The sequence below is a fragment of the Microcoleus sp. POL10_C6 genome, assembly GCF_036701585.1.
Classification (GTDB): domain Bacteria; phylum Cyanobacteriota; class Cyanobacteriia; order Cyanobacteriales; family Microcoleaceae; genus Microcoleus.
Window position 1 is genome coordinate 103,014 of sequence record NZ_JAUBRB010000014.1, and the last position, 21,298, is coordinate 124,311.

At 45.2% G+C, this 21,298-nt stretch carries 25 protein-coding genes; 17 read left to right on the forward strand and 8 right to left on the reverse strand.

Going from position 1 to position 21,298, the window contains the following annotated elements:
• Positions 1-516 precede the first annotated feature (516 nt).
• Complete coding sequence (locus QUA34_RS10375) at positions 517-1,977, reverse strand: ABC transporter substrate-binding protein (RefSeq protein ID WP_333386281.1); 1,461 nt, start codon at positions 1,975-1,977, stop codon at positions 517-519.
• Positions 1,978-2,879: 902 nt separating this feature from the next.
• Between QUA34_RS10375 and QUA34_RS10380 the strand changes: the two genes are divergently transcribed.
• Positions 2,880-3,794, forward strand: coding sequence for a heme A synthase (locus QUA34_RS10380; protein WP_333326691.1), 915 nt, complete (start codon positions 2,880-2,882; stop codon positions 3,792-3,794).
• Between the two features lie 133 nt (positions 3,795-3,927).
• Positions 3,928-4,905 (forward strand): heme o synthase, encoded by a 978-nt coding sequence (locus QUA34_RS10385; RefSeq protein WP_333386314.1) that lies wholly within the window; start codon positions 3,928-3,930, stop codon positions 4,903-4,905.
• Positions 4,906-4,953: 48 nt separating this feature from the next.
• Here the strand turns inward: QUA34_RS10385 and QUA34_RS10390 are convergent, their stop codons facing one another.
• Positions 4,954-5,322 (reverse strand): DUF5615 family PIN-like protein, encoded by a 369-nt coding sequence (locus QUA34_RS10390; RefSeq protein ID WP_333113410.1) that lies wholly within the window; start codon positions 5,320-5,322, stop codon positions 4,954-4,956.
• The gene (locus QUA34_RS10395) at positions 5,319-5,621 is read right to left on the reverse strand and encodes a DUF433 domain-containing protein (protein WP_333326689.1); all 303 of its coding nucleotides are present in this window, start codon (positions 5,619-5,621) and stop codon (positions 5,319-5,321) included. The genes QUA34_RS10390 and QUA34_RS10395 overlap by 4 nt, the downstream gene beginning before the upstream one ends.
• Positions 5,622-5,747: 126 nt before the next feature.
• Between QUA34_RS10395 and QUA34_RS10400 the strand changes: the two genes are divergently transcribed.
• From QUA34_RS10400 to QUA34_RS10420, 5 genes are all read left to right on the forward strand, one after another.
• Positions 5,748-5,984, forward strand: a complete 237-nt coding sequence (locus tag QUA34_RS10400; RefSeq protein ID WP_333297618.1) for a DUF433 domain-containing protein — start codon at positions 5,748-5,750, stop codon at positions 5,982-5,984.
• A gap of 189 nt (positions 5,985-6,173) precedes the next feature.
• Positions 6,174-6,920 carry a uracil-DNA glycosylase family protein gene (locus tag QUA34_RS10405; RefSeq protein ID WP_332997913.1) on the forward strand — a complete coding sequence of 249 codons (747 nt, stop codon included), beginning with the start codon at positions 6,174-6,176 and terminating at the stop codon, positions 6,918-6,920.
• A 180-nt stretch (positions 6,921-7,100) separates the two neighbouring features.
• Complete coding sequence (locus QUA34_RS10410; RefSeq protein WP_333386285.1) at positions 7,101-7,292, forward strand: hypothetical protein; 192 nt, start codon at positions 7,101-7,103, stop codon at positions 7,290-7,292.
• A gap of 87 nt (positions 7,293-7,379) precedes the next feature.
• Positions 7,380-7,793 carry a hypothetical protein gene (locus QUA34_RS10415; RefSeq protein ID WP_333245659.1) on the forward strand — a complete coding sequence of 138 codons (414 nt, stop codon included), beginning with the start codon at positions 7,380-7,382 and terminating at the stop codon, positions 7,791-7,793.
• Between the two features lie 31 nt (positions 7,794-7,824).
• Positions 7,825-8,220: an HNH endonuclease gene (locus QUA34_RS10420; protein WP_333386317.1), complete on the forward strand. Its 396-nt coding sequence runs from the start codon at positions 7,825-7,827 to the stop codon at positions 8,218-8,220.
• Between the two features lie 57 nt (positions 8,221-8,277).
• On the opposite strand, the gene QUA34_RS10425 is transcribed toward QUA34_RS10420, so the two are convergent.
• The 3 genes from QUA34_RS10425 to QUA34_RS10435 form a co-directional block, all read right to left on the reverse strand.
• Positions 8,278-8,406: a hypothetical protein gene (locus QUA34_RS10425; protein WP_333386288.1), complete on the reverse strand. Its 129-nt coding sequence runs from the start codon at positions 8,404-8,406 to the stop codon at positions 8,278-8,280.
• A gap of 28 nt (positions 8,407-8,434) precedes the next feature.
• A complete protein-coding gene (locus QUA34_RS10430) occupies positions 8,435-9,034 on the reverse strand; it encodes a class I SAM-dependent methyltransferase (protein ID WP_333386290.1) in 600 nt (199 codons plus the stop codon).
• Between the two features lie 211 nt (positions 9,035-9,245).
• On the reverse strand, positions 9,246-9,686 hold the full coding sequence (locus tag QUA34_RS10435; RefSeq protein WP_333386293.1) for a hypothetical protein: 441 nt from the start codon (positions 9,684-9,686) through the stop codon (positions 9,246-9,248).
• A 460-nt stretch (positions 9,687-10,146) separates the two neighbouring features.
• Between QUA34_RS10435 and QUA34_RS10440 the strand changes: the two genes are divergently transcribed.
• The 3 genes from QUA34_RS10440 (at position 10,147) to QUA34_RS10450 (ending at position 12,840) form a co-directional block, all read left to right on the forward strand.
• On the forward strand, positions 10,147-11,310 hold the full coding sequence (locus QUA34_RS10440) for a baeRF3 domain-containing protein (protein WP_333386296.1): 1,164 nt from the start codon (positions 10,147-10,149) through the stop codon (positions 11,308-11,310).
• Between the two features lie 18 nt (positions 11,311-11,328).
• The gene (locus tag QUA34_RS10445; protein WP_333386298.1) at positions 11,329-12,021 is read left to right on the forward strand and encodes an SRPBCC family protein; all 693 of its coding nucleotides are present in this window, start codon (positions 11,329-11,331) and stop codon (positions 12,019-12,021) included.
• A gap of 444 nt (positions 12,022-12,465) precedes the next feature.
• Positions 12,466-12,840 carry a signal peptidase I gene (locus QUA34_RS10450; RefSeq protein ID WP_333326671.1) on the forward strand — a complete coding sequence of 125 codons (375 nt, stop codon included), beginning with the start codon at positions 12,466-12,468 and terminating at the stop codon, positions 12,838-12,840.
• Here the strand turns inward: QUA34_RS10450 and galK are convergent.
• On the reverse strand, positions 12,830-13,909 hold the full coding sequence (galK, locus tag QUA34_RS10455) for a galactokinase (RefSeq protein ID WP_333386301.1): 1,080 nt from the start codon (positions 13,907-13,909) through the stop codon (positions 12,830-12,832). The two genes, QUA34_RS10450 and galK, sit on opposite strands and share 11 nt — an antisense overlap.
• Before the next feature lie 262 nt (positions 13,910-14,171).
• Between galK and rsmA the strand changes: the two genes are divergently transcribed.
• Positions 14,172-14,993 (forward strand): 16S rRNA (adenine(1518)-N(6)/adenine(1519)-N(6))-dimethyltransferase RsmA, encoded by an 822-nt coding sequence (rsmA, locus tag QUA34_RS10460; protein WP_333386304.1) that lies wholly within the window; start codon positions 14,172-14,174, stop codon positions 14,991-14,993.
• A gap of 245 nt (positions 14,994-15,238) precedes the next feature.
• Here rsmA and QUA34_RS10465 read toward each other — a convergent pair whose 3' ends face one another.
• Positions 15,239-16,765 carry an ATP-binding protein gene (locus tag QUA34_RS10465; RefSeq protein ID WP_333326665.1) on the reverse strand — a complete coding sequence of 509 codons (1,527 nt, stop codon included), beginning with the start codon at positions 16,763-16,765 and terminating at the stop codon, positions 15,239-15,241.
• 90 nt (positions 16,766-16,855) lie between these two features.
• On the opposite strand from QUA34_RS10465, the gene ispE reads away from it, so the two are divergent.
• From ispE to QUA34_RS10495, 6 genes are all read left to right on the forward strand, one after another.
• Positions 16,856-17,833 carry a 4-(cytidine 5'-diphospho)-2-C-methyl-D-erythritol kinase gene (gene ispE / locus QUA34_RS10470; RefSeq protein ID WP_333386308.1) on the forward strand — a complete coding sequence of 326 codons (978 nt, stop codon included), beginning with the start codon at positions 16,856-16,858 and terminating at the stop codon, positions 17,831-17,833.
• A 183-nt stretch (positions 17,834-18,016) separates the two neighbouring features.
• Positions 18,017-18,370 carry a DUF3082 domain-containing protein gene (locus QUA34_RS10475; RefSeq protein WP_333326662.1) on the forward strand — a complete coding sequence of 118 codons (354 nt, stop codon included), beginning with the start codon at positions 18,017-18,019 and terminating at the stop codon, positions 18,368-18,370.
• Positions 18,371-18,445: 75 nt separating this feature from the next.
• Entirely contained in the window at positions 18,446-19,072 is a 627-nt protein-coding gene (locus QUA34_RS10480) for a DUF488 domain-containing protein (RefSeq protein WP_333326660.1), read from the forward strand.
• The gene (locus QUA34_RS10485; RefSeq protein WP_333326658.1) at positions 19,050-19,502 is read left to right on the forward strand and encodes a DUF488 domain-containing protein; all 453 of its coding nucleotides are present in this window, start codon (positions 19,050-19,052) and stop codon (positions 19,500-19,502) included. Before QUA34_RS10480 ends, QUA34_RS10485 begins: the two co-directional genes overlap by 23 nt.
• Before the next feature lie 65 nt (positions 19,503-19,567).
• Positions 19,568-20,254 carry a dual OB domain-containing protein gene (locus QUA34_RS10490; protein ID WP_333386311.1) on the forward strand — a complete coding sequence of 229 codons (687 nt, stop codon included), beginning with the start codon at positions 19,568-19,570 and terminating at the stop codon, positions 20,252-20,254.
• A 99-nt stretch (positions 20,255-20,353) separates the two neighbouring features.
• The gene (locus tag QUA34_RS10495) at positions 20,354-21,088 is read left to right on the forward strand and encodes a hypothetical protein (RefSeq protein WP_333326654.1); all 735 of its coding nucleotides are present in this window, start codon (positions 20,354-20,356) and stop codon (positions 21,086-21,088) included.
• Positions 21,089-21,298 lie beyond the last annotated feature (210 nt).

Here is a 21,298-nt window from a genome sequence, read left to right on the forward strand (position 1 = left end):
TTAGTAGTCCGACTGTCCGACAGTCCGACAGGGAATGAATTCCCTGCCTCAAAGTTAAAGTCCTCTAAAGAGGACTAATGAGTTTAAAAATTTTTATTGTAATATCGTTTCCGGTTGGGTGGGAATGATAAAGTCAAGGTCGTGCAATTCCACATTCCCCCACTCCCCGCTCCCCATCATAAGGAGTGTAACCGGAATTGATATCAGTCCTCATAGCGAGGACTTTAGCTATTAGACAGGGGTTTCAACCCCTGGCGGACTGCCGGGTAGGCGGGAGGATTGATGGACTAAAAGCTTAAGTTGACACCAATTGGCAATGCCGTTTTCATACACCCAAATAATCAAGAACACTTAATGAGAGATGTAATTCTCACGCGATTAATTGTAGGGAAACGGCACTGCCGTGTCCTGATTGGGGGTAATATTAATTCCGATGCAACCGGATTTGATATAATTACTCATCTTGTAAGCATTTTTGCTTGACCCGCCCTAGAACTTACCAATGAATACTATAACCTAAATTGGGCGATCGCTAATAGTTGACAAACCGGATATCGGCACAAAATCGTAACCGTAACTGGTGCGATTTCCGGGTTTAACAGTTACTAACTGAACTACTCGATTACGATCGCCCGAAGGTAAAAACCGAATCGGGCCCGATGCTCCATTTGCCGAAAAATCCGACGCCGATAAAGTTTGTTGAATGCCTGTACGAGTCGGATTGCGCCCTAAACCGGCAATTAACGCGATCGCCGCATCATAGGCTAAAGCTGTGCGCCAACTTACTTCAGCATTCCAAAGTTGTTTGGATGTTTGGGGAAAATTTGACTGCGGATCTGCGAGAATGTGCCAAGGAACAGCTAGCACCATATCTGTTGCTGCTGCGCCACCGATTTGCAGTGTTTTAGCAGTATAAGCATCGTCTCCTGCTAGTAACGGCAGCCGTTTGGCGTTTACTTGCACTACTTGCAAAGCTTGGTCGAGCGTGGCTGAATTGGATGCTAACATAATCACTTCTGCTCCTTGGGCGATCGCACTTTTAACGCTCTCGGCCGCATTAAAATTGCCCTTAGCAAAGTCAAATTCGCCTACTATTTGTCCTCCATCTCCGTAAATAGCAGTAGTGAATTCATCTTTTAAAGATTTGCTGTAACTGCTGGCAGAATTGAAAAATATAGCAGCTTTTTGCTTTTGCAATTTTCCCAGCATATAGCGGGAAAGAGCATTAGCTGCAAACCGATCGCTCGGCACTGTCCGAAATATATTGTTGCCAACTCCTGAAAGCTGCACCGACGTACTTGTGGGAGAAATTGCTACTAATTGTTTTTGCTGGTAAATCTTGCTGGCTGCTAGCGTTGTATCTGAACCAAAATGCCCGATAACTCCTAAAATTTCTGAGTTATTTGCCAAAGCACTGGCAATTTGTGCGGCAATTTCTGGCTTGTTGTCATCGTTAGCAATTACCACTTTTAATGGAGTACCGCTAATGCCGCCGCTTTGGTTGATTTCATTTTGAGCTTGAGCTACGCCCCGCAGAATTTCTAGAGCAGCATTGATATCGCCGCCAATGGGAACCGCAGTGGCAATTGTGTAGGATTTTTGAGCTCCGATGCGGGCGTTGTTGAGGTAAATTAAGGCTTCGGGATCGTTGCGATTGGTTTTCAGCGAAGCTTGTAAGTCGGAAATAGCTGCGTTATAGTTGCCAGATGCGATCGCCTGTACTGCTGCTTGTTTAGTTGTTGTGGCTTGCTCTGCTGGAAGTAACAGTTTTTCGCCAGCACTCAGACGCTGCCCAATTGCCTGCTCTGATTGCGGCGAATTACCCGTCGCCGAGTTGGGAAAAGTCTGATTTTGGGGTGATAAACCCCCGACATTGATGCTGCCTCGGCTTGTCAGCCACCAAATACCTGCACCGGCTAGCCCGATCGTAATTAGGAGGGATAAGATGAGAACAGCAGTTTCATTTTTTTGTGACATAATTTTACCTTTTTAGATTTTTGAAATAACGAAGTCATTAGTCATTAGTTATTAGGAGGGAGTCAAAAACATTGACCAAGGAGAAAAAGTGATTTTAACTTGGCGATCCCGAATTGATGTAGGGTGCGTCAGATAGAGTGATTGGATCTATCAATTGATGCTTTCGGAGCTGAGGCACCCTGCCAGCCTAAAATCCAGTAGTCACTATTCCCTTATTATATGCGATCGCCCGGATCTGATATAATTCAGTAACATTGGCATAGTCAAATCCGGGCGATCGCACTCTTTAGTCTGAATGCTTTCAAGGTGGTTCCACCAGAAAAGTGCAGGAATTTGTATAAGTTACCGCTTCAAAGATTAGTGAACCCTACCCTGCAAGAGCGCCACTTCCTCCATTCCAAATGTAGTTATGCAGGCAAGAAATGATAACTGGTGGATTAGATAAAACGCTGAGTGTTGGAACTGAATTATACAATCTGACGTGAGTAAACCTGAGAACTACCTTGAAAAACACTTAGGGGGTAACTCTTCAGTCCTGTATTTAGTTAAAAATTTTTACGTTAAAGTTGGCTATATATCATAAACATTTGAAAAAAAGCTTTTCTTAATCATATCTTTATTTTTCTCCGCGAGGGGGACAGGGAGGGAGGCTGTAACAGCAAAGGGTTCGGTAAAATAATTAAAGTTTGTTGAAATTTATAAAAATAGCTGCAATACTTTGTAATGTAAAGAGGAAAGTTGAAAAATATCTAAAGACAAACTAATTGGATTGCGATGTCGCTAAGGTAGTATATATGACGGTTTGTCACAGAAAAAGAGTGTTAAGCTCCGCTAAGCTCAGCAAAAGTAAAAGCTCGCTATTTCATTAAGTTCGATCGATAACAAAGGCTAAGGTAAATTCCATGGCAAACTCAGTTTTCAATCAGCCAAACGCAGCAGCAGGAGTGCAGTGGCAGCCACAAGATATTATCCGCGGTCTAGTGTGGAAAATTGCGATCGCAACCTGGCTGTTAATGGCTGTAGGCAGCGCCACGCGAGTCATGAATGCGGGGCTCGCTTGCCCCGACTGGCCGCTGTGCTACGGTCAATTAATACCCGCAGCGCAAATGAATTTGCAGGTATTTCTGGAGTGGTTTCACCGATTGGACGCAGCGGCAATTGGCTTGAGCGCGATCGCACTTTTAGGACTATCTTTGTTTTACCGCAGCCGCCTGCCAAAATGGCTGCCTTGGGCGAGCGCCGGAGCACTATTTTTAATCGTTTTTCAAGGCGTATTGGGCGGCTTGACAGTAACACAACTGCTGAGATTTGACATCGTTACCGCTCACTTGGGAACAGCTTTACTGTTTTTTGGCGCCCTGCTAGTCATCGGTTTCATGCTGACTCCCTACGAAGCTACAGGAAATGTCGGCAAATTAGCTTGGGTAAGTTCGATCGCAGCATTGTTAGTTTACCTGCAAAGTTTGCTAGGCGCATTAGTAGGCTCTAGATGGGCGCTGCACCAATGTTTGGATTCCTCAGAATTGTGCTCGGTAATGAACAGCCACATCGCCGGTATCGTACCAGCTACAGCAGCGACTTTAGCCTTAGCAGTCATGGCTTGGCGACAGCCTGCACTGAGTCCAAACTTGCGAAAACTGGCTAACTGGGCGAGTGTTTGCCTCCTTGCTCAATTAGTTCTGGGATTAGCAACTTTCCGGCTGCACCTTCAGGTAGAACCGCTGACAGTCGCCCACCAAGCAGTCGGTGCTGCTTTGCTGGGAACCCTGATAGCTTTTAGTGTTTTAGCTTGGCGCGATCGAGTTTTATCAGCTTGAGAGATCAGACTAAAGTAAGAGGCGGCGGGTTTATGAATCCTTGTAGCTACACCAAATATATCTCGTAAAACCCGCCACTCCAACCTAATGACTAATGACGAATTCGCAAATAATTACTAACAGCTTACAACCGATGCAAGAAATCCTTACCAACGACAGCCCCCGCATCCACGAAAACTTTTCGCAAGTGGTGAAAAGTTACTATCAACTAACAAAACCCAGAATTATTTTACTACTGCTAATAACAACCTCAGCAGGAATGTGGATGGCCGCAAAAGGAGAAGTCGATCCGCTATTGCTGGTATCAACTATTACCGGAGGTGCTTTAGCTTCTGCGTCGGCGAATACGATTAATTGTGTCTACGACAGTGACATCGATTATATTATGGAGCGCACCCGCTGGCGGCCGATTCCTTCCGGGCGTGTCAAGAAGCGGGATGCTTTGATATTTGCGATCGCCCTAGCTACAATATCCTTTACATTGCTCACAGTTGTTGCCAACTTATTAGCCGCATTGCTAGCAATGTCAGGCATCGTTTTCTACGTCCTAATTTACACCCACTGGCTGAAGCGTCACAGCGTGCAAAACATCGTCATCGGCGGTGCAGCAGGGGCGATTCCCCCGCTAGTTGGGTGGGCTGCGGTTACGGGAGATTTGAGTTGGGGTGCGTGGCTGCTGTTTGGGATTATCTTCCTGTGGACACCGCCGCATTTTTGGGCATTAGCAATGATGATTCGCGACGAATACAAAGAAGTAGGCGTCCCGATGTTACCCGTAATTGAGGGCGACGAAGCCACAGCCCGCCAAATTTGGATTTACACCTTATTGATGATTCCTGCAACTTTGCTGCTAGTTTATCCCCTGCATTTAGCGGGCGCGGTGTATGCGGGAACAGCTATTTTCCTGGGTGCTATTTTTGCCCAAAAAGCTTGGTTGCTGTTGCAGACTCCAGAGGATAAGATTGTGGCGCGATCGCTCTTCAAATACTCTATTCTGTATCTGATGCTATTGTGCGCGGGAATAGTCGTTGACAGTTTGCCTGTGACTCATAATTTTACTACTGCTGTTGTACAAAATGTGCAAACTTTGATTAGTGCAGTTGTGATGTAGTCTGCTTTTAGAACCCCGGCTTCTTGAAGAAGTCGGGGCTCTCGGTATTTAGCTATTTTTCAAGTATTTACCCAAAAACTCTAACTGGTTCACCATTTCCTCTGCTGTCTTATTAGCAGTTAGTTCCATAATGACTCTAACTTGCTCGCCCACGGAATAGTCTTGTGAGATCAGCGCAATGCCAGCATGAGATTCCTCTCTGCCAAGGAACTCAGTATGTAACTGACAGAAGTCTCCAATATTGTGACTGTACAAAACTCTGTTTTGACTGGCAGCTAGCCGAAGTTGTTCTTCGTCGATTAATCCTTCTGTTTGAGTTTCGTTGACTGTGGTTACATCGACTTGACGTGCCCGTAATGCCCGTAGTAGGGACTGATCCTGGGAGTCTTCATCTAGGTAAAGCCTAATCTCACTCATGCTTCTTTACCAAAGTTGCTGTACAAAGCTTCAAGACGCTTGGCTTCTGCTGCTTGATTAATCAAATCAGTTTCAATTTCTTGGGTGTTGGCATGATAGTAAGTTAATGCAGCGTAGACTTCGGCGAGGGTGAGATGTCCGATGCGATCGCAAATCTCTTCAGCATTCAATCCTCGCTTGTACCAGGTTACAATCCGGCGAACGGTAACGCCTTTACCGACGATGTGGGGACATCCACCATGCAGTCCGGGAGTGCGTGTAATGAGCGTACCAATGTCAATAGATACTGCTGTGGTCATAAACTATGGAAGTTTGAAGGGACTGATCTCTATTACAGCATAGCGATCGCAGAATTAGATCGCGGCGTGAGTTTCGGGCGATAAATGAAGTAAGCTAAAGACAAAGATTTTAAACAATTTTAAGCAATGCCAGCATCCGTTGCTTATCTGTTTGACAGAATCACAGTGAACCCAAGACAATGTGGCGGTCGTCCCTGCATCCGGGGAATGCGGATTCGAGTCATCGATATCCTAGAGTTGCTGGCTGCGGGTGAGCAAATTTTTAAGTTTATTGAAGAATTTCCCGACTTGGAAATTGACTATATTAAAGCTACGCTTCTGTATGCAGTCCGCAAGCTCGATCGTCCTGTTTTAGCCGCATGACAATTTGGTTGAATTTTCATCGAACGGCAGCAATTGCTATGTGAATTAGTGCCACTTTTGGTGACATACATCAGCGATCGATCGGCGGTACTTTTCTCTTCTATTGGGTATTGTACCGCAACTGCGATACAATTATAAGTTCGACTGCTAGATTTTCGTAAACTCGTAATCAGTTTATATATTTCGGGAATGTCTGAAAAAACTCTGCTAAGTGAAATTGTTCATTGTCCCCATGCACGAGAGTGTCAAGAAGATCTTTCTGTTGAAAATCCATGTCGTAAAATTGTTGACTCTCAAAATGCAATTGGGTTAGAAAAATTTCAAGTGCCTGAACCTTGGAGTGGACAGATAGAGCAAGCACCCATTCTCTTCCTGAGTTCAAATCCATCAATTGGCTCTGATGAAGATTACCCAACTTGGGATTGGTCATGTAGCGAAGTACACGATTATTTCAATTACCGTTTTGGAGGAGGACGTAAGCACTGGATCGTTGATGGTACAAAATCCTTGCTAAAAGACGGGAAATATAGTCGCTCTACTCGATTTTGGGCAGCGGTTAGACAACGTGCGATTGAGCTACTTCAACGGAACGTTAGTCCAGGCATTGATTATGCGCTTACCGAGATAGTGCATTGTAAGTCTCGTGCCGAAACTGGTGTAGAAGAATCACAGGAGCAATGTGTGGAAGCCTACTTGTTGAGAGTTTTAGAACTAGCAAGAGCAAAAGTGATAGTGGTACTGGGGGCACGCGCAAAGCAAGTGATTCAAAGCCAATTCAATATCTCTACAGCAAATTCAATATCCGAGTTCGTTGAGATAGGGAATCGTGAAAGATTTTTTGCTTTTCTCCCCCATCCAAATGCTCGGACCCACCGTTCTTTTGCTAAGTGTTTACAGGGTGATGAACTTGAAAAGTTACGCGCTTTTTTGCGGTAGCATCAAAATACGGCAAGAGATGCGCGCACTCGAACAACGCCAATGCACCCGACCGTCGAGATCCTGTCGGTGGCAGTCTGAGGTAATTTGCGGCGGGTGATTGGCAACGTTAGACCGCTAAATCTGAGTTGGGTAGTGGCTTGAATGTATCTATCAAATTCCAACCCAAAGGTGAATGTCATGCAAGCTAAACTTCAAGAACAACTTTCTCCTGATGCCGAAGTTATTTTGGGACGTTTGCCAGAACGAATTAAAGCTGCTCTAATTGCGCGTGCTGCGAAAATTGAATATCCGATCGCCATTTCGATCGCCAGTTTTCTCGACACAGAAGCATTAGCTTTCGTAGATTGCAAACCAGGACGCGGGCAGTAAAATCGAGAAGTCCCAGGCGATGAAGTTTTTGATAAGGTGAAAGCCCGATCGCTAAAATGATGAATAGATGTTGCTGCCAAGATAACCATGACCACCATCACCCTCAACCTCTCTCCCGAACTCGAACACCAGATCCGCACTGAAGCGTCTCGACAAGGCGTTGAACCCGATCGCTACATCCTCAACGCCCTGCAAGAACGCCTCCAGCCTAGACTTCCAACCACCCAACCTACAGAAGCCGACTTGCTGCAACAAATTAACATCGGCTTTAGTGCACAAACCTGGGAAGAATACCATGCCCTCATCGCCAAGCGTCATGCCGAAACCCTGACTCCCGAAGAACACAAGCAACTGATCCAAATGAGCGATCGCCTTGAACAACTCAATGTTGCCCGCATTCAAGCCTTAATTCAACTCGCAACCTTCCGCAACCAACCTCTGACGGAGCTCATGCAAACCCTCGGCATCAATCCTCATCCTGAGATCGTTGATTATGCCTGAATCCCGCCTCACACAGCAGCAACGATAATTCATTAAACAACGCGCCAATGGTTGCTGCGAGTATTGTCTCAGTCAAGCTAAATTCTCTCCAGACCCCTTCTCCATTGAACACATTATCCCTCGATCCAAAGGTGGCACCAGTGATTTGGATAATCTGGCGATCGCTTGTCAAGGGTGCAACAATTTCAAATACAGTCATAGTGAGGCGATCGACCCCGTTACAGGTGGCTCCGTCCCACTTTATCATCCTCGACAGGATAACTGGAGCGAACACTTTACTTGGAGCAGCGATTCGACTCAAATGTTGGGCTTAACACCAACTGGACGCGCTACCATCGATCGGCTGCAACTCAACCGAGAAGGAGTAGTCAATCTTCGAGGAGTCCTGCATTCTATCGCTCTACATCCACCTCACAATGATTCGTAATTGGATATCCGATCGCAGCGGTGATCTAAATGGCGATCGCCCTAATCTCGACACACGTTACACCCACACCCCTAACGCTTTCAATGTCGATTTTTGAGCATTCGTCAATCCCGTTGCGCGTTGAATATTCATGCCTTTATACGATCGCCCATCAACGTCCGCTAATACAGCCACCAGTTGCGACATCCCACACTTTAATGGTGCGAATGATAAATTAGGTCTTTTGGGCAATGATATAAACATGATTTTCAGGATACTGGTCATATTCGAGATGGCGACAGGTGCAATGATGCTCAACCAGAATTTGCAGAAAAGTATCTACACCCAAAGTGCTGTAATCAAAGTCTTGACCTTGAAATGCTCCCGAAACCTCGCTGCTTGTATGTCCGCCGCCACAAGTGAACAGGAGCACTCCATTGGGTTCAAGCGCATCGCATAGCTTTTGTATCACAGGCGCTTGCTTGTTTATTGGCAGATGAAACGTGCTATCCCACGCTGCAATCAGGCTGTAAAGTTTCGGCGGCTGCCAATCACAAATGTCTTCCCGGTAAAACGTGATTTCTGGATGTAGCCGCTGGGCTAAATCGATCATTTCGCTAGAAATATCAAGTCCTTCCGGCTGAAATCCATGCTTGGATAAGCTCTTGATAAAACGCCCGCTGCTTCCACACCCGACATCAAGTGCTGCGTGCTGTTTAGAAGTAAATTTGATCGCCCGTTCTAATTGGGCAATCCCGTAGGTTGAATCTTGATGCTGAGTTTGCCACCATTGGGCAATTCTGTCGTAGCGGGCCGATGTATCATTTGGCTCCATAGAGTGACCTCATCAGTGTCGATCGAGATTTTCAGGACAATTAAAATCTTTCTCTACGGTACACCCAGACTACGCGATCGCCCCTAACCCTCTCAATGTCGCTTTTTGAGCGTTTGTTAATCCCGCCCGGCCTTGAATATTCATTACATCTTGAACACTACCAAATTTTTAAATGTTTCAACTTCTGGCTGTCAGTGGGAAAGTGGCGATTTCAGTTGCAGATTCTGGCAGAGGGGGGGCGTAGACAAAGATAAGTTAGCGGCCCTAACAGCGGAACTAGAGATACTGCCCAAAAAATGCGATCGTCCGCGAGTCCGCGGCGTGCCATGTCGTCTCCCAGAAGTGAGGGAAATATTACAGCCATCAAGCAACAATCCCAAGTTATTAAATGCACAAAAGGAATTGACTGCCACTGCTTGACAAAATCTCCCCAATCTCCATTTAACCAAGCCCAAGCTAACAGCCAGATAGTAGTTAGTAAAAGTACAATGCCTGTCCAGCGGGAGTCTGATATTTTGATTAACATATCTTTGCGGCCGGAAAATTCTTGCTGGGGCTGGCGGAGGAGTAAGTAGGGAATTAAGCCGATGATGCCGGCGCCGTTGGAAGCGAGGAAAGCAGGCAAGCGCGGATATATTTTGGGTTCTCTCATCAATGAATAGGAGGCAAGCGTAGACCATCGGCCACACTCCCATGAGAGCGAATATAGTGACAAGGTAGGGGTTGATTCCTTCTAGCTGGAATTTGAGCATTTTTTCCATAACTGTTAGCGTTCCGGGCGGATCTAGAGGAGCTAGCAGTAAGGTGTAGGCAATAAATGTTGCCCAGAGCAACCCCAGAAAAATTTTTGTTTTCATTATTATATATAACGAGTATTTGAAGCCGAATAAATTAAATTATGGTAAAGTAATGCCCGACTTAGGCGCGTCTATCTTAGGTCATAAGCACTTCGATTGGAACAGCGGCTGCAAACCCCGTTTTAGTTCGGGGATGAAAGGCTCTACAGCAGGCGATCATTACTTTAGGCAGACGCAGGGGCCATGTCAGGAGAGATACATTTTAAAGAATCGGTTGTTTTTATTACAAAACCCCTTAGCAAAGGAGTTTCAGCGGTGAACTTAATATCTGTAGAGGAACTCAAAGCGCTGGTACAACAATCTCCTGGATTGTGCGTCTCTATTTATATGCCAGTCGCTCAAGGAACAGAAATTCAACAAAATCCGATTCGGTTCAAAAATTTAATCAGAGAGGCTGAAGACAAAATAGTAGAGTACGGATTTGACAAAAAAGAAGCTGCCCAATTGCTAGAGCCAGTCCGAGCCGAAATTGACCAGGAAAACTTTTGGGAAAATCAAAGCAACCTGCTGGCGATTTTTGTCGGTTCTGGATTTTTTCGCTACTATACCTGTCCGGTGAATTTTGACGAATTAGTGGTTGTAAGCGACAATTTTCACGTCAAACCGCTGATGCCTCTGCTGACAGGAGATAATTTCTTTTATGTTTTAGCTCTCAGTAAAAAGGAAGTGAGGCTGATTGAGTGTACGGCTTACAGTGCTCGGGAAGTTGAAGTTGAAAACTTGCCGAAAAGCCTTGAGGAGGCTCTGCAATATGACCCGACAGCTAAAGATGGTCAGTTTCGGATTGCTACTTCAAAAGGAGGCACTAATAATTCTTTTCAGCAGCCGGGAAGTTTTCACGGCCAAGGAAGTCCGGATCGAGATGAGCCCCAGCAGGAAATATTGCAGTATTTCCACATAATCGATGCGGCGCTGCACGAATATTTGCGTAATAAAAAAGCTCCTTTAGTGTTAGCTGGAGTTGAATATTTGCTCCCGCTTTACCGAGAAGCCAATACCTACCCGCATTTATTTGAAGAAGGAATTACAGGCAATCAGAAACTTCTCAAGCCGGAAGAATTGCGGGCCGAAGCTTTGCCGCTGGTAGAACCTTTGTTTTTGCAGGCTCAGTCAGAGGCGATCGCACAATACCACGATCTGACAGGAAGCGATAAAATTTCTGCTGACTTGAAAGAAGCTGTTTCGGCTGCTTATTTTGGACGAGTCGATCGACTGTTTGTTGCTCTTGGCGTTCAGCAGTGGGGTAGCTTTAATCCCGAGACGAACTCGGTGCAAATCCACCCCGATGCAGAATTGGGTGACGAAGATTTGTTGAATGTCGCAGCAATTCAAACTATTCTCAACGGCGGAACTGTTTACGCTATGCCGCCGGAAAAAGTGCCGAACGAGGCACCTTTAGCTGCTATTTTTCGCTATTAATTTACCAGGTTGAAACCAATGGAATCTACTTCAATGACAAATTCCGACAAACAAAACCAAAGTAGCAGCGGCGATACCGAACGCTGGGCATCTTTAATTGGTGGCGGGGCGCTGGTGCTTTTTGGTTTGTCGCAGCGTTCTTTGCGAGGTGCTTTGCTGGCAGTTGCGGGCGGCGGTTTAGCGGCGCGCGGTCTGGGGGTTGTGGAGGGTTTGCAGTCTGCTGCAGATCCGAATCAAAGCATTAAAGTTGAAAAGACGGTGACGATCGACAAACCGGCTGATGAATTGTACCGTTTATGGCGCAATTTTGAAAATTTGCCTCGGTTTATGAAGCATCTCAAACACGTTACGGTCATCGATGAAAAGCGTTCTCACTGGATTGCCAGCGCGCCGATGGGTAATAGTGTGGAATGGGATGCAGAGATTGTCCGCGAAGAAGAAAATCGCTTAATTGCTTGGGCGTCTGTGGAAGGATCTGATGTTGAAAATTCGGGTTTTGTGCGCTTTCAACCGGCATCCGCAGGACGCGGAACTGAGGTAAAAGTTGTCATCGAATACAACCCTCCCGGCGGTGCAATTGGTGCTGGTGCTGCTAAACTATTTGGCGAAGCTCCCGAACAGCAAATTGCCAATGATTTACGTCGCTTTAAGCAGTTGATGGAAGCTGGGGAAATAGCGACTACGGAAGGTCAATCTTCGGGCCGCAAGTAAGTATCGCACTTTTGGTGGTAAGCCCTTGTAGGGACACGGCGAGTGTAGGGACTTAGGCCAAGCCCATAGGTGTTCAACTTAAGCTTTTTGTCCACCAGTCCTCCCGCCCACCCCTTAGTCCGCCAGGGAATGAATTCCCTGTCTAATAGCTAAAGTCCTCTCAAAGAGGACTAAAAAACTCATTAGTCGTCTTCAGACGACTTTAGCTTTGAGGCAGGGGTTTCAACCCCTGTCGGACTAACTGAAAAACTCATTAGTCGTCTTCAGACGACTTTAGCTTTGAGGCAGGGGTTTCAACCCCTGTCGGACTCTCGGTTGTACGTTAAGTTGACACCTATGGACTCTTGGAGTGTCCCTACGGCACGAGCGATCAAGTGGGATGTCCTTGAGTACAAAACGTAGAGTTTGTGCTCTCAAGCTATTTGTTGTTTACCTGATTAGCTGATGTCATCTCAAGTGGTTTTCGGAAATGCGGGCGTTGAAGGTGCAAGTCGGGGCGGTTGGTTTGCCGGTCACTTTATGACGCCTGAAGATGACCCGCGATCGACTTCTGTTTTAGAGGTAAAATGGGGCACTCACCCCGCCGGAGATTGTAGGACTCAGTGGGCGGTAAATGCGGCAGCCACGACGCTTTCTATCCTGGTAAAAGGGCGGTTTCGCCTACAATTTCCAGAGCAAGAAATCTTGCTTTCTCGCGAAGGAGATTATGCTCTCTGGCTGCCGGGAGTGCCTCATTATTGGTCGGCCGAGGAGGATTCGGTGATCGTCACTGTGCGCTGGCCTTCCCTGTCGGGAGATAGTTCTGGAGTTAAGAATTAACTTTAACTTCTGGAACCAAAACGCGGCCGCTATAACCCGCGCGCTGGTAGCGATCGATCGCCTCTGATGCAATAACACCCGCTTTCCCACTCTCCACCAAGGCTACGCAAGCACCGCCAAAACCTCCGCCCGTCAGCCTTGCGCCGAAGACTCCCGGAATTGACTGCAAGATTGCCGCCAGCGTGTCTACTGCAGGCACCGAAACTTCGTAGTCGTCGCGCTGACTGGCATGGGAAGCATTCATTAACTCGCCAAAACGCTCTGCTGGCAAAGATTTTACCGCTTCGAGTACCCGGTTGTTTTCAGTAACCACGTGCCGCGCTCGTCTTCTGAGGGGTTCCGGCAATACTTCGACAGCTTGGGGATCGGCGATATCTCTGAGAGCTTTAACTCCCAATATCCGCGCTGATTCCTCACACTCGGCGCGTCGCTGATTGTAGCCGCTTCCTGCTGCCAGTTCGTGGCTTTCGCCACTGTCAATTATTAAAATTTCTGTGTTTGTGGGAAAAGGTATCGGGTGGCATTCGAGGCTGCGGGTGTCGATCAATAGCATGGTGTTGGTGTCTGCTAAACTCGACGCCATTTGATCCATGATGCCGCAGTTCAAGCCGGCATATCGGATTTCGACTTGCTGTCCGATTTGAGCTAGGCGCACGTCGTCTAGGGGGAGGTTCAGCAGCGCGCGCAGTCCTCTGAGGGTTGCTATTTCTAAAGCGGCGCTGCTGGACAAACCGGCTCCGATCGGCACAGTCGAGGTAATGTAGAGATTTATTGGCGGTATTTTGTATCCTTCTTTTTCTACAAGTCTCAGGCAGCCACAGATATAACTGACGAATTTTTGCGGTATGGTATCGTCGTCTGAAAAATTTATGAGTTCGTCATATTCTGCTGAATAAACATGGTGTCGATCGTCGCTGCTGAAGCCGATTTGTACTGTGGTGCGCTGGGGAATCGCTGTTGGAAGTACAAATCCATCGTTGTAGTCTGTGTGTTCGCCCAGCAGGTTTACTCGGCCGGGGGCGCTGGCTGTGGTTTTGGGTAATGTACCAAATACTCGTTGGAATTTCATTTTTGGGGAATTGGTAATTGGTTCTTGGTTAGTTGTTATTGGTTATTTGGAAAAACAGCTATCCGTGTATCCGTGCCTTCCGTGTCGTGCTGTTGGTAATTGGGAATAAATTAATTTATTTTTTATCGTTTATCCTTTTATAGTGCCCATGTTTTTTGGTTAGTTCAACCCCTGTTAACAAAAATAAACATGACCGTAGGTTAGGAAAAGATATTGAGCTGTGATAGAATGACAGGCTAAGATTTCTCCAAAAATTCAAAAAATGCGATCGACCAGACCCCGGAAACAGTTTGCTCAACATTGGCTCAAAAGCGAGAAAGCCTTAGATAAGATTGTGAAAGCGGCTTCTTTGGATCGCGATCGCGTCCTAGAAATTGGGCCGGGCACGGGGATTTTGACTCGACGCTTGCTGCCTGCGGCTGAGTCTGTTGTTGCTGTGGAGATCGATCGAGATTTGTGTCTCAAGCTAGCCAAACAACTCGGCAAAACCGACAATTTTTTACTGCTGCAAGGCGACATCTTGGAAATGGACTTAGAGGCTGAACTAACAGCCTTTCCCAAATTCCAAAATCCCAATAAAGTTGTTGCCAATATTCCCTATAATATCACCGGCCCCATTCTGCAAAAACTGCTGGGAACGATATCTGTTCCTGCGGCTAAACCCTTCGATGCGATCGTGCTGTTAGTGCAGAAAGAAGTGGCCCAAAGGCTTTACGCTAAACCGGGTTCGACAGCTTTTGGCGCGCTGTCAGTGCGTGTGCAGTATTTAGCAGAATGCGAGTTAATTTGTGATGTGCCGTCTAAAGACTTTTTTCCGCCGCCAAAAGTCGATTCCGCCGTGGTGCGGCTGCTTCCCAGAGAGATAGAAACTGCGGCGGTTAATCCGCGCTATTTGGAGAATTTAGTTAAGTTGGGATTTGGTAGCAAGCGCAAGATGCTGCGAAATAATTTGAAAGGGGCTGTGGACTTAGATAAACTCGTTCACTTGCTGGAAGAGTTACAGATAAATCCTCAATCTCGCGCTGAAGATTTAAGCGTGGATCAATGGGTAAGTTTGAGTAATAATATGCTCTCAGATGTTTAAAATTCAAGATTGTGTTAGATACCCGACTTCTTAAATAAGTGGCGTATTTGGGAATTCTTTTTTTATCAGGACTTACGCATCGGGGCCCATAAACCGGGTTTTTTACCGAATCTGCTGTGTACAACGAGTCTTTTCGTAAAAAAAATGGTTGCTCAACAATCGGGCGTAATTCCTATTTACGAAAAACCCCTATTTGGTCTGACTACTAACAGTTGAATTGAGGTTTTATGGGGATTCTTAAAGGTTTATTGCAGGCTAATCGGAATTTTAATAATAAATTCTGCACCTTTCCCCGGTGCAGAAATACACTGCAATTCGCCTTGATGTCTTACTGTGATAATTTGATAGCCAATTGATAAACCTAATCCCGTGCCTTTACCTACTGGTTTAGTGGTAAAAAATGGATTAAATAACTGGTTCCTCACGGATTCTGTGATTTCTGGCCCGTTGTTGCTAATTCGGATTTCTACGACTTCACTTTCTAAAAGTTTGGTAGAGATTTTGATGAGGCGGGGATTCGTTTCATGGGCTGCAATCGACTCGCTGTGGCTGTCATCTTCTAAAGCATCAATAGCATTAGCCAGGATATTCATAAACACTTGATTTAGCTGTCCGGGGTAGCACTCTATTCGGGGTAAATTGCCATATTCTTTGATAACTTGAATATTCTCCAAACCGGGCTTAGCATTCAATCTGCTTTGCAAAATCATCAGTGTGCTGTCAATTCCTTCATGAATGTCGGCTAATTTCATTTCTGCTTCGTCAAGGCGAGAAAAAATTCGCAGCGACTTGACAATACCAAAAATCCGCTCAGCGCCGTTTATCATAGAAATTAATATTTTTGGCAGGTCAGAGATGATAAAGTCTAAATCTATAGACTCGATTTTTTCTTGAACTATGGGTATGGGATTCGGATATTGCTCTTGATAGAGATTCACCAGTTCTAGCAAACTATTGGCATACTGGCGGGTGTGAGTAATATTGCCGTAAATAAAGTTAATCGGATTGTTGATTTCATGAGCAACCCCAGCGACCAATTGCCCTAAAGATGACATTTTTTCGCTGTGAATTAGGTTGGATTGAGCTTGCTTCAATTCAGACAAGGCTTGTTCGAGCTGTTGAGTTTGACATTTTAACTCTGCGGTGCGTTCCTCAACTCGAATTTCTAATTCTTCTTTAGCTTTTTTTAGGGCAGCTTCTGCTAATTGGCGCTCGACAATTTCCGATGCTAGGAGTCGATTGGCAAATTCTAGATGTTGCGTTTGAGACTTTAACTCTGCGGTGCGTTCCTCAACGCGAATTTCTAATTCTTCTTTAGCTTTTTTTAGGGCAGCTTCTGCTAATTGGCGCTCGACAATTTCAGCTTCTAGGAGTCGGTTGGCGGATTCTAACTGTGCGGGACTGGGGAGTGCTAGGGCTTGAGGCATTAAGTCTACCAAAAGTATGGCTGTAGCTAATGAAATAAGGGCAGTAATTGCTTTCATTGTTCCTGAAAGCCAATAGTTAGGATACCAAAGTGTCCAGAGTTCAAATATGTGAGTGATGCCACAGGCGACGATAAAGGCTCCAAACAGGGCAAAGATCCAATCAAAAGGCAAATCTTCGCGTTTTGAAATAAAATAAACCAATGTAATGGGGATGGAAAAATACGCGAGTGCAATGATAGAATCTGAGGCAATGTGAAGCCCGACTAATGGGGTATGCCAGAGATAGCAGTGGCCGTGAGGAATAAATGGCCCGGAAGTAAAAAAAGTTTTCCACATTTCCTGCATAATATTTCCTTTGAGTTGTGAGAAAATGGACTCTGACTGGTGTCAATTAATTTCAACCAGGGGTTTCTTTCACCTGCGGCTTAATCACCTATGCGTTCATATTCTCTGTTAGCTTCAGCAAAAATCAATCTGTATCTGGAAATCATAGGCGATCGCCCCGACGGATTCCACGAACTGGCGATGGTACTTCAAAGCATAGATTTAGCCGATCGAATTGACTTGCGCGCGATCGGTACGGACACGATTCGCGTGCGCTGCGATCACCCGCAAGTCCCTCCTGATAAGAATAACCTGGCCTACCGGGCGGCGGATTTGTTGGCGAAGCAATTCCCCGATGCTTTGGCGAAATACGGCGGAGTCGAGATTGCTATTCACAAGCAGATTCCGGTGGCGGCGGGGCTTGCCGGCGGTTCTGCAAATGCGGCTGCGGTTTTAGTCGGGATGGATTTGCTGTGGCAATTGGGACTTACTCAGTCGGAGTTGCAAGAGTTGGGGGGAACCTTGGGTTCGGATGTGCCTTTTTGCATTGCTGGAGGTACGGCTTTGGCAACTGGTCGCGGAGATCAACTGTCGCCGCTGCCTGATTTGGGGGGCTTTTTTGTGGTGTTGGCCAAGTACCGTAACCTCAGTATTTCTACGGCATGGGCGTATCAAACTTATCGCCAGCAGTTCAGTAGTTCCTATTGTGCAGCGGAAGATTTGGAGTGCCGTCGGCAACGGCTGCATTCGGGCCCGATGGTGGGGGCGATCGCCCAAAAAGATCGATCGAAAATTGGTCAATTGCTACACAACGATTTAGAAAAAGTTGCTTTGCCTGTGTACCCGCAGGTGTTGCAGTTGCGGCAGGCTTTTGAGTCGGCGGGGGCTTTGGGAACGATGATGTCGGGTTCCGGGCCGACGGTGTTTGCGCTGGCCGAGTCTTCAGAGCAGGCTCAGCAAGTTATGGAACGGGTTAAAATTGCGATCGCTTCTCCAGATTTGGATTTTTGGGTAGCACAGTTTAGCAATACTGGAATTCAGATTTTTTCGGAGGGAAACGATACGAAACAGCCGATTTCGAGGGTGTAACTCGCAGAGGGTGCGATCGCGATCGCCCGTTAAACCTGTCTAACAGGCGATGGTAAAGATGAATCTAACTTTTCGCAGAGTCTATGGAACTCGAAGAACTGATAAAATGTCATTCAACAGAGATTTTAGTTTTGGTGAATTAACCAAAAATCTAAAATCTAAAATCTAAAATCTAAAATCGCAATGACTGATTTAACTAATCCAGATTCTACTTCTCAGCCTCCGAGTTCGGCTGGAGATGCAACCTCTGCATCTTCCACGCCGCCGACGGTTTTGCGGTGTCTGACTGGTTCGCTGATGGCGGGCGGGTTTGCAGCAGCTTTGTACGCGCTAACTTTGTCGATCGCCCAAACTTTTGCTAATAAACCGATTCATTCTGACAATGTGACTGCAATTAATATTGCGGCGGCTGTGCGAACTTTAGTAATGGGAATTGTGGCTTTGGGTGCGGGTGTTTTTGCTTTTGCATCTGTGGGTTTGATGCTGCTGACTTTGCAACTTTTGATTCAAAAGTTGGTGAAAAAACCCACAGGTTGAAGTCTACAGGTTGAAACAATCAGGCTACACAAACTCTTCTCCGCAAGGCAAAGACTGCATAGTAAGATCGAAGCAATGGAATTATTTACGATCGGACACTCCAATCTGAGTATTGAAGCGTTTATTTTGCTGCTGCAACAACACGGAATTACGGCGGTTGCGGACGTGCGATCGCATCCGTTTAGCCGCTATTTACCTCATTTTAATAAATCCGAAATTAAAGCTTCTCTGTCAAGTGTCGGCATTCAATATGTTTTTTTAGGCAAAGAGTTGGGCGCGAGACCGGAGGATTTAAGCTGTTACGATACTAGCGGTAAAGCTTTATACGATCGCATAGCAGCAACTTCTCTATTTTCCGCAGGAATTCAGCGCTTGCTAAAAGGCGCCGCCAATTATAAAATCAGTTTAATGTGTGCGGAAAAAGACCCGATTACTTGTCACCGGACTATTTTAGTTTGCCACAAGTTGAAAGATTTTAACTTGCAGATTAATCATATTCTGTCAGATGGCAATTTAGAAGCGCACCAGCATTTAGAAGAAAGACTTTTGAGCAAGTTTAACAAAGGAAAAAAAAATAATGAGCCAATTCAGCTAAGCTTGTTTGAATTAGAGCCTAAAGTTAAACAGGAAATAGTTGATTTAGAAACCGCTTATTATCGTCACGGATTGGAAATCGCTTATGTCACAAAAGAAAGCAATTAATTTATTTACAATTGGTTTTACTCAAAAAAGTGCGGAGGAGTTTTTTGGGATTTTGATGAAAGCGGGAGTCCGCAGGGTAATCGATACACGGCTGAATAATGTATCACAGTTAGCAGGTTTTGCTAAGCGGAAAGATTTAGAATATTTTCTGCGAACCATTGGTAATATTGAGTATGTTCATGTGCTGGATTTAGCGCCGACTCAAGATATTTTGGATGATTATAAAAAGAAAAAGGGAGATTGGGATGTTTATGAACAGAAGTTTTTGGGCTTAATGGGCGATCGACAAATTGAACACAAGGTTTCATCGGATATTATGGACTGTGCGTGTCTGCTTTGTAGCGAACCAAAACCTCATAATTGTCACCGCCGCTTAGTTGCTGAATATCTCAGCGATAAGTGGAAAAATGTCACAATTAATCATCTTTGATTTAATGAAAATATTAGATAATTGTGGGATGAATCTAAGATCTAAAATCTAAAATCTAAAATCGAATGACTCGGATAATTTGTCTCGCTAATTCGTGGAAACGCGGCGACAGGTGCATCGCCGGAATTAATGAGGTTAAAGGTAAGTGGGTGCGTCCAGTTTCTGACTTACCAGATGGTCAGATTCCTAAAGAAATGCGGCAGATAAATAGACTTGAACCCGCGTTGTTAGATGTTCTAGAAATTCCTCTGGCGAAGACGGGGCCAGACTTTGGGTTTGAGTGTGAAAATCTTTCTGTTTTACCGGGAGAATGGCGGCAAGTCGGGAAAGTTCCGCCAGCATATTTGCTGAAATATTGCAAGAGTCAAGAATATATTTTGCACAACGATTTGCGATATGTTACGGTGGAATATATGCAGTCTTTGCCAATGTGCGATCGCCTAACTTTGCAATTAGTCAAAGTAGTAAGATTTACGGTAAAAAAGCTAATTCAAAGGTTTGAAGGTGGTAATAAATGGGAAGGATCTATTGTCACCAAGTATAACCAAAAATTGACCGCAACAATTACCGATCCGGTGTTTATTAGAAAGTTAGAGTTGGGCTATCGACCGCAAAAACCTTGTTTGGTAACAGTGAGTTTGAGTATGCCTTGGCGGCCGGATGATTGGGAGGGAGATGACCCTTGTTGGAAGTTGATTGCGGGCGTGATAGAGTTGCCGGAAGGTCTGGTTCATGATGAAGTTTTGTTTTGACCAAAATGGGCGATCGATTATTTATTTCTTTTTATTGACCGCAAAAACTCTGTTCGTGCTATAATTCTGCGGGACTATAGCAGAAAGGGGTGCTTTTTTATGAAAGCAGAATTTTATTTTGACTGTCACAAATATATTTGCAGTTTAGTTCAAGTAGATTTTGTCAAAGAATTAAAAATAAAAAATCATCAAGGTTTTGTTTTGGCTGTTAAGCAAGGACAAAAGATTGGACTTTTGGGAAAAAGTCGCCATAATGCTAAACAAGTTGATGTATCTAAGCCACATTTTTATAATGTAATTAAAGCGGCTATGAGCGCTTTGGAATTAGAAACTAAAAATGAGGTGATATTAGAGAGAAATCGAACTCTTGCTGATGCCGAAAAAATGATTCAGCAGCAAAACCGAGAAATTCGCATTCTCAACGAACAGATTAGAATGCTGGGAACTAAGGTTGAGGAATTGTCAAGGGAAAAGCAGCAGTTATCAATGCAGCTAGTAGACAAGGAAATCAGAGAAACTGAAATTAGTCAAGAAATTGATAACTTTCCGGCTTTGGAGGAAGATTTAGTGGCGGCGGAAATTGAGCATCGGATTGAAGAAACTGAAATTAGTCAAGAAATCGAAGAATTGTCGGTTCAAGCTTCTGGGTTGGACGTGCAGTTAATAGAAAATCTACCGGATTATGAGGGAATTGATGTAAAGGAACAAATGACCGAAAGCGATGTTAAAAGTGTCACTGTAGAAATTAGAGAAGAAGTAGAATTTCAAGGAGGCGAAACAGAAATTAAGCGACTGCCTAAAAGAGGTTCCCAGAGAAGAATGAGAAAGAAATAATGATGATATATCTTTTCTAGAGTGTGAGGCGCTATTTATAGCGAAAATGTGCGCCATATACACGCTAAATATAGAGTTGATGCGTATCTATTGTGCATCTTTTATTCCTCGCTATGTGGCAAATTTTCTCTAATTAGGGCTTGCTGAATATATCGATGGCACTTGACGTAGCCTGGGTTATGCGCTCGCGAGAGCGAGGGTAAAGTGCAA

Bases quoted from the DNA above. Each gene is read 5' to 3' on its own strand.
- QUA34_RS10375 (WP_333386281.1), bottom strand. From the start codon at position 1,977: ATGTCACAAAAAAATGAAACTGCTGTTCTCATCTTATCCCTCCTAATT.
- QUA34_RS10380 (WP_333326691.1), top strand. From the start codon at position 2,880: ATGGCAAACTCAGTTTTCAATCAGCCAAACGCAGCAGCAGGAGTGCAG.
- QUA34_RS10385 (WP_333386314.1), top strand. From the start codon at position 3,928: ATGCAAGAAATCCTTACCAACGACAGCCCCCGCATCCACGAAAACTTT.
- QUA34_RS10390 (WP_333113410.1), bottom strand. From the start codon at position 5,322: ATGAGTGAGATTAGGCTTTACCTAGATGAAGACTCCCAGGATCAGTCC.
- QUA34_RS10395 (WP_333326689.1), bottom strand. From the start codon at position 5,621: ATGACCACAGCAGTATCTATTGACATTGGTACGCTCATTACACGCACT.
- QUA34_RS10400 (WP_333297618.1), top strand. From the start codon at position 5,748: ATGCCAGCATCCGTTGCTTATCTGTTTGACAGAATCACAGTGAACCCA.
- QUA34_RS10405 (WP_332997913.1), top strand. From the start codon at position 6,174: ATGTCTGAAAAAACTCTGCTAAGTGAAATTGTTCATTGTCCCCATGCA.
- QUA34_RS10410 (WP_333386285.1), top strand. From the start codon at position 7,101: ATGCAAGCTAAACTTCAAGAACAACTTTCTCCTGATGCCGAAGTTATT.
- QUA34_RS10415 (WP_333245659.1), top strand. From the start codon at position 7,380: ATGACCACCATCACCCTCAACCTCTCTCCCGAACTCGAACACCAGATC.
- QUA34_RS10425 (WP_333386288.1), bottom strand. From the start codon at position 8,406: ATGTCGCAACTGGTGGCTGTATTAGCGGACGTTGATGGGCGATCGTAT.
- QUA34_RS10430 (WP_333386290.1), bottom strand. From the start codon at position 9,034: ATGGAGCCAAATGATACATCGGCCCGCTACGACAGAATTGCCCAATGG.
- QUA34_RS10435 (WP_333386293.1), bottom strand. From the start codon at position 9,686: ATGAGAGAACCCAAAATATATCCGCGCTTGCCTGCTTTCCTCGCTTCC.
- QUA34_RS10445 (WP_333386298.1), top strand. From the start codon at position 11,329: ATGGAATCTACTTCAATGACAAATTCCGACAAACAAAACCAAAGTAGC.
- QUA34_RS10450 (WP_333326671.1), top strand. From the start codon at position 12,466: ATGTCATCTCAAGTGGTTTTCGGAAATGCGGGCGTTGAAGGTGCAAGT.
- galK (WP_333386301.1), bottom strand. From the start codon at position 13,909: ATGAAATTCCAACGAGTATTTGGTACATTACCCAAAACCACAGCCAGC.
- rsmA (WP_333386304.1), top strand. From the start codon at position 14,172: ATGCGATCGACCAGACCCCGGAAACAGTTTGCTCAACATTGGCTCAAA.
- QUA34_RS10465 (WP_333326665.1), bottom strand. From the start codon at position 16,765: ATGCAGGAAATGTGGAAAACTTTTTTTACTTCCGGGCCATTTATTCCT.
- ispE (WP_333386308.1), top strand. From the start codon at position 16,856: ATGCGTTCATATTCTCTGTTAGCTTCAGCAAAAATCAATCTGTATCTG.
- QUA34_RS10475 (WP_333326662.1), top strand. From the start codon at position 18,017: ATGACTGATTTAACTAATCCAGATTCTACTTCTCAGCCTCCGAGTTCG.
- QUA34_RS10480 (WP_333326660.1), top strand. From the start codon at position 18,446: ATGGAATTATTTACGATCGGACACTCCAATCTGAGTATTGAAGCGTTT.
- QUA34_RS10485 (WP_333326658.1), top strand. From the start codon at position 19,050: ATGTCACAAAAGAAAGCAATTAATTTATTTACAATTGGTTTTACTCAA.
- QUA34_RS10490 (WP_333386311.1), top strand. From the start codon at position 19,568: ATGACTCGGATAATTTGTCTCGCTAATTCGTGGAAACGCGGCGACAGG.
- QUA34_RS10495 (WP_333326654.1), top strand. From the start codon at position 20,354: ATGAAAGCAGAATTTTATTTTGACTGTCACAAATATATTTGCAGTTTA.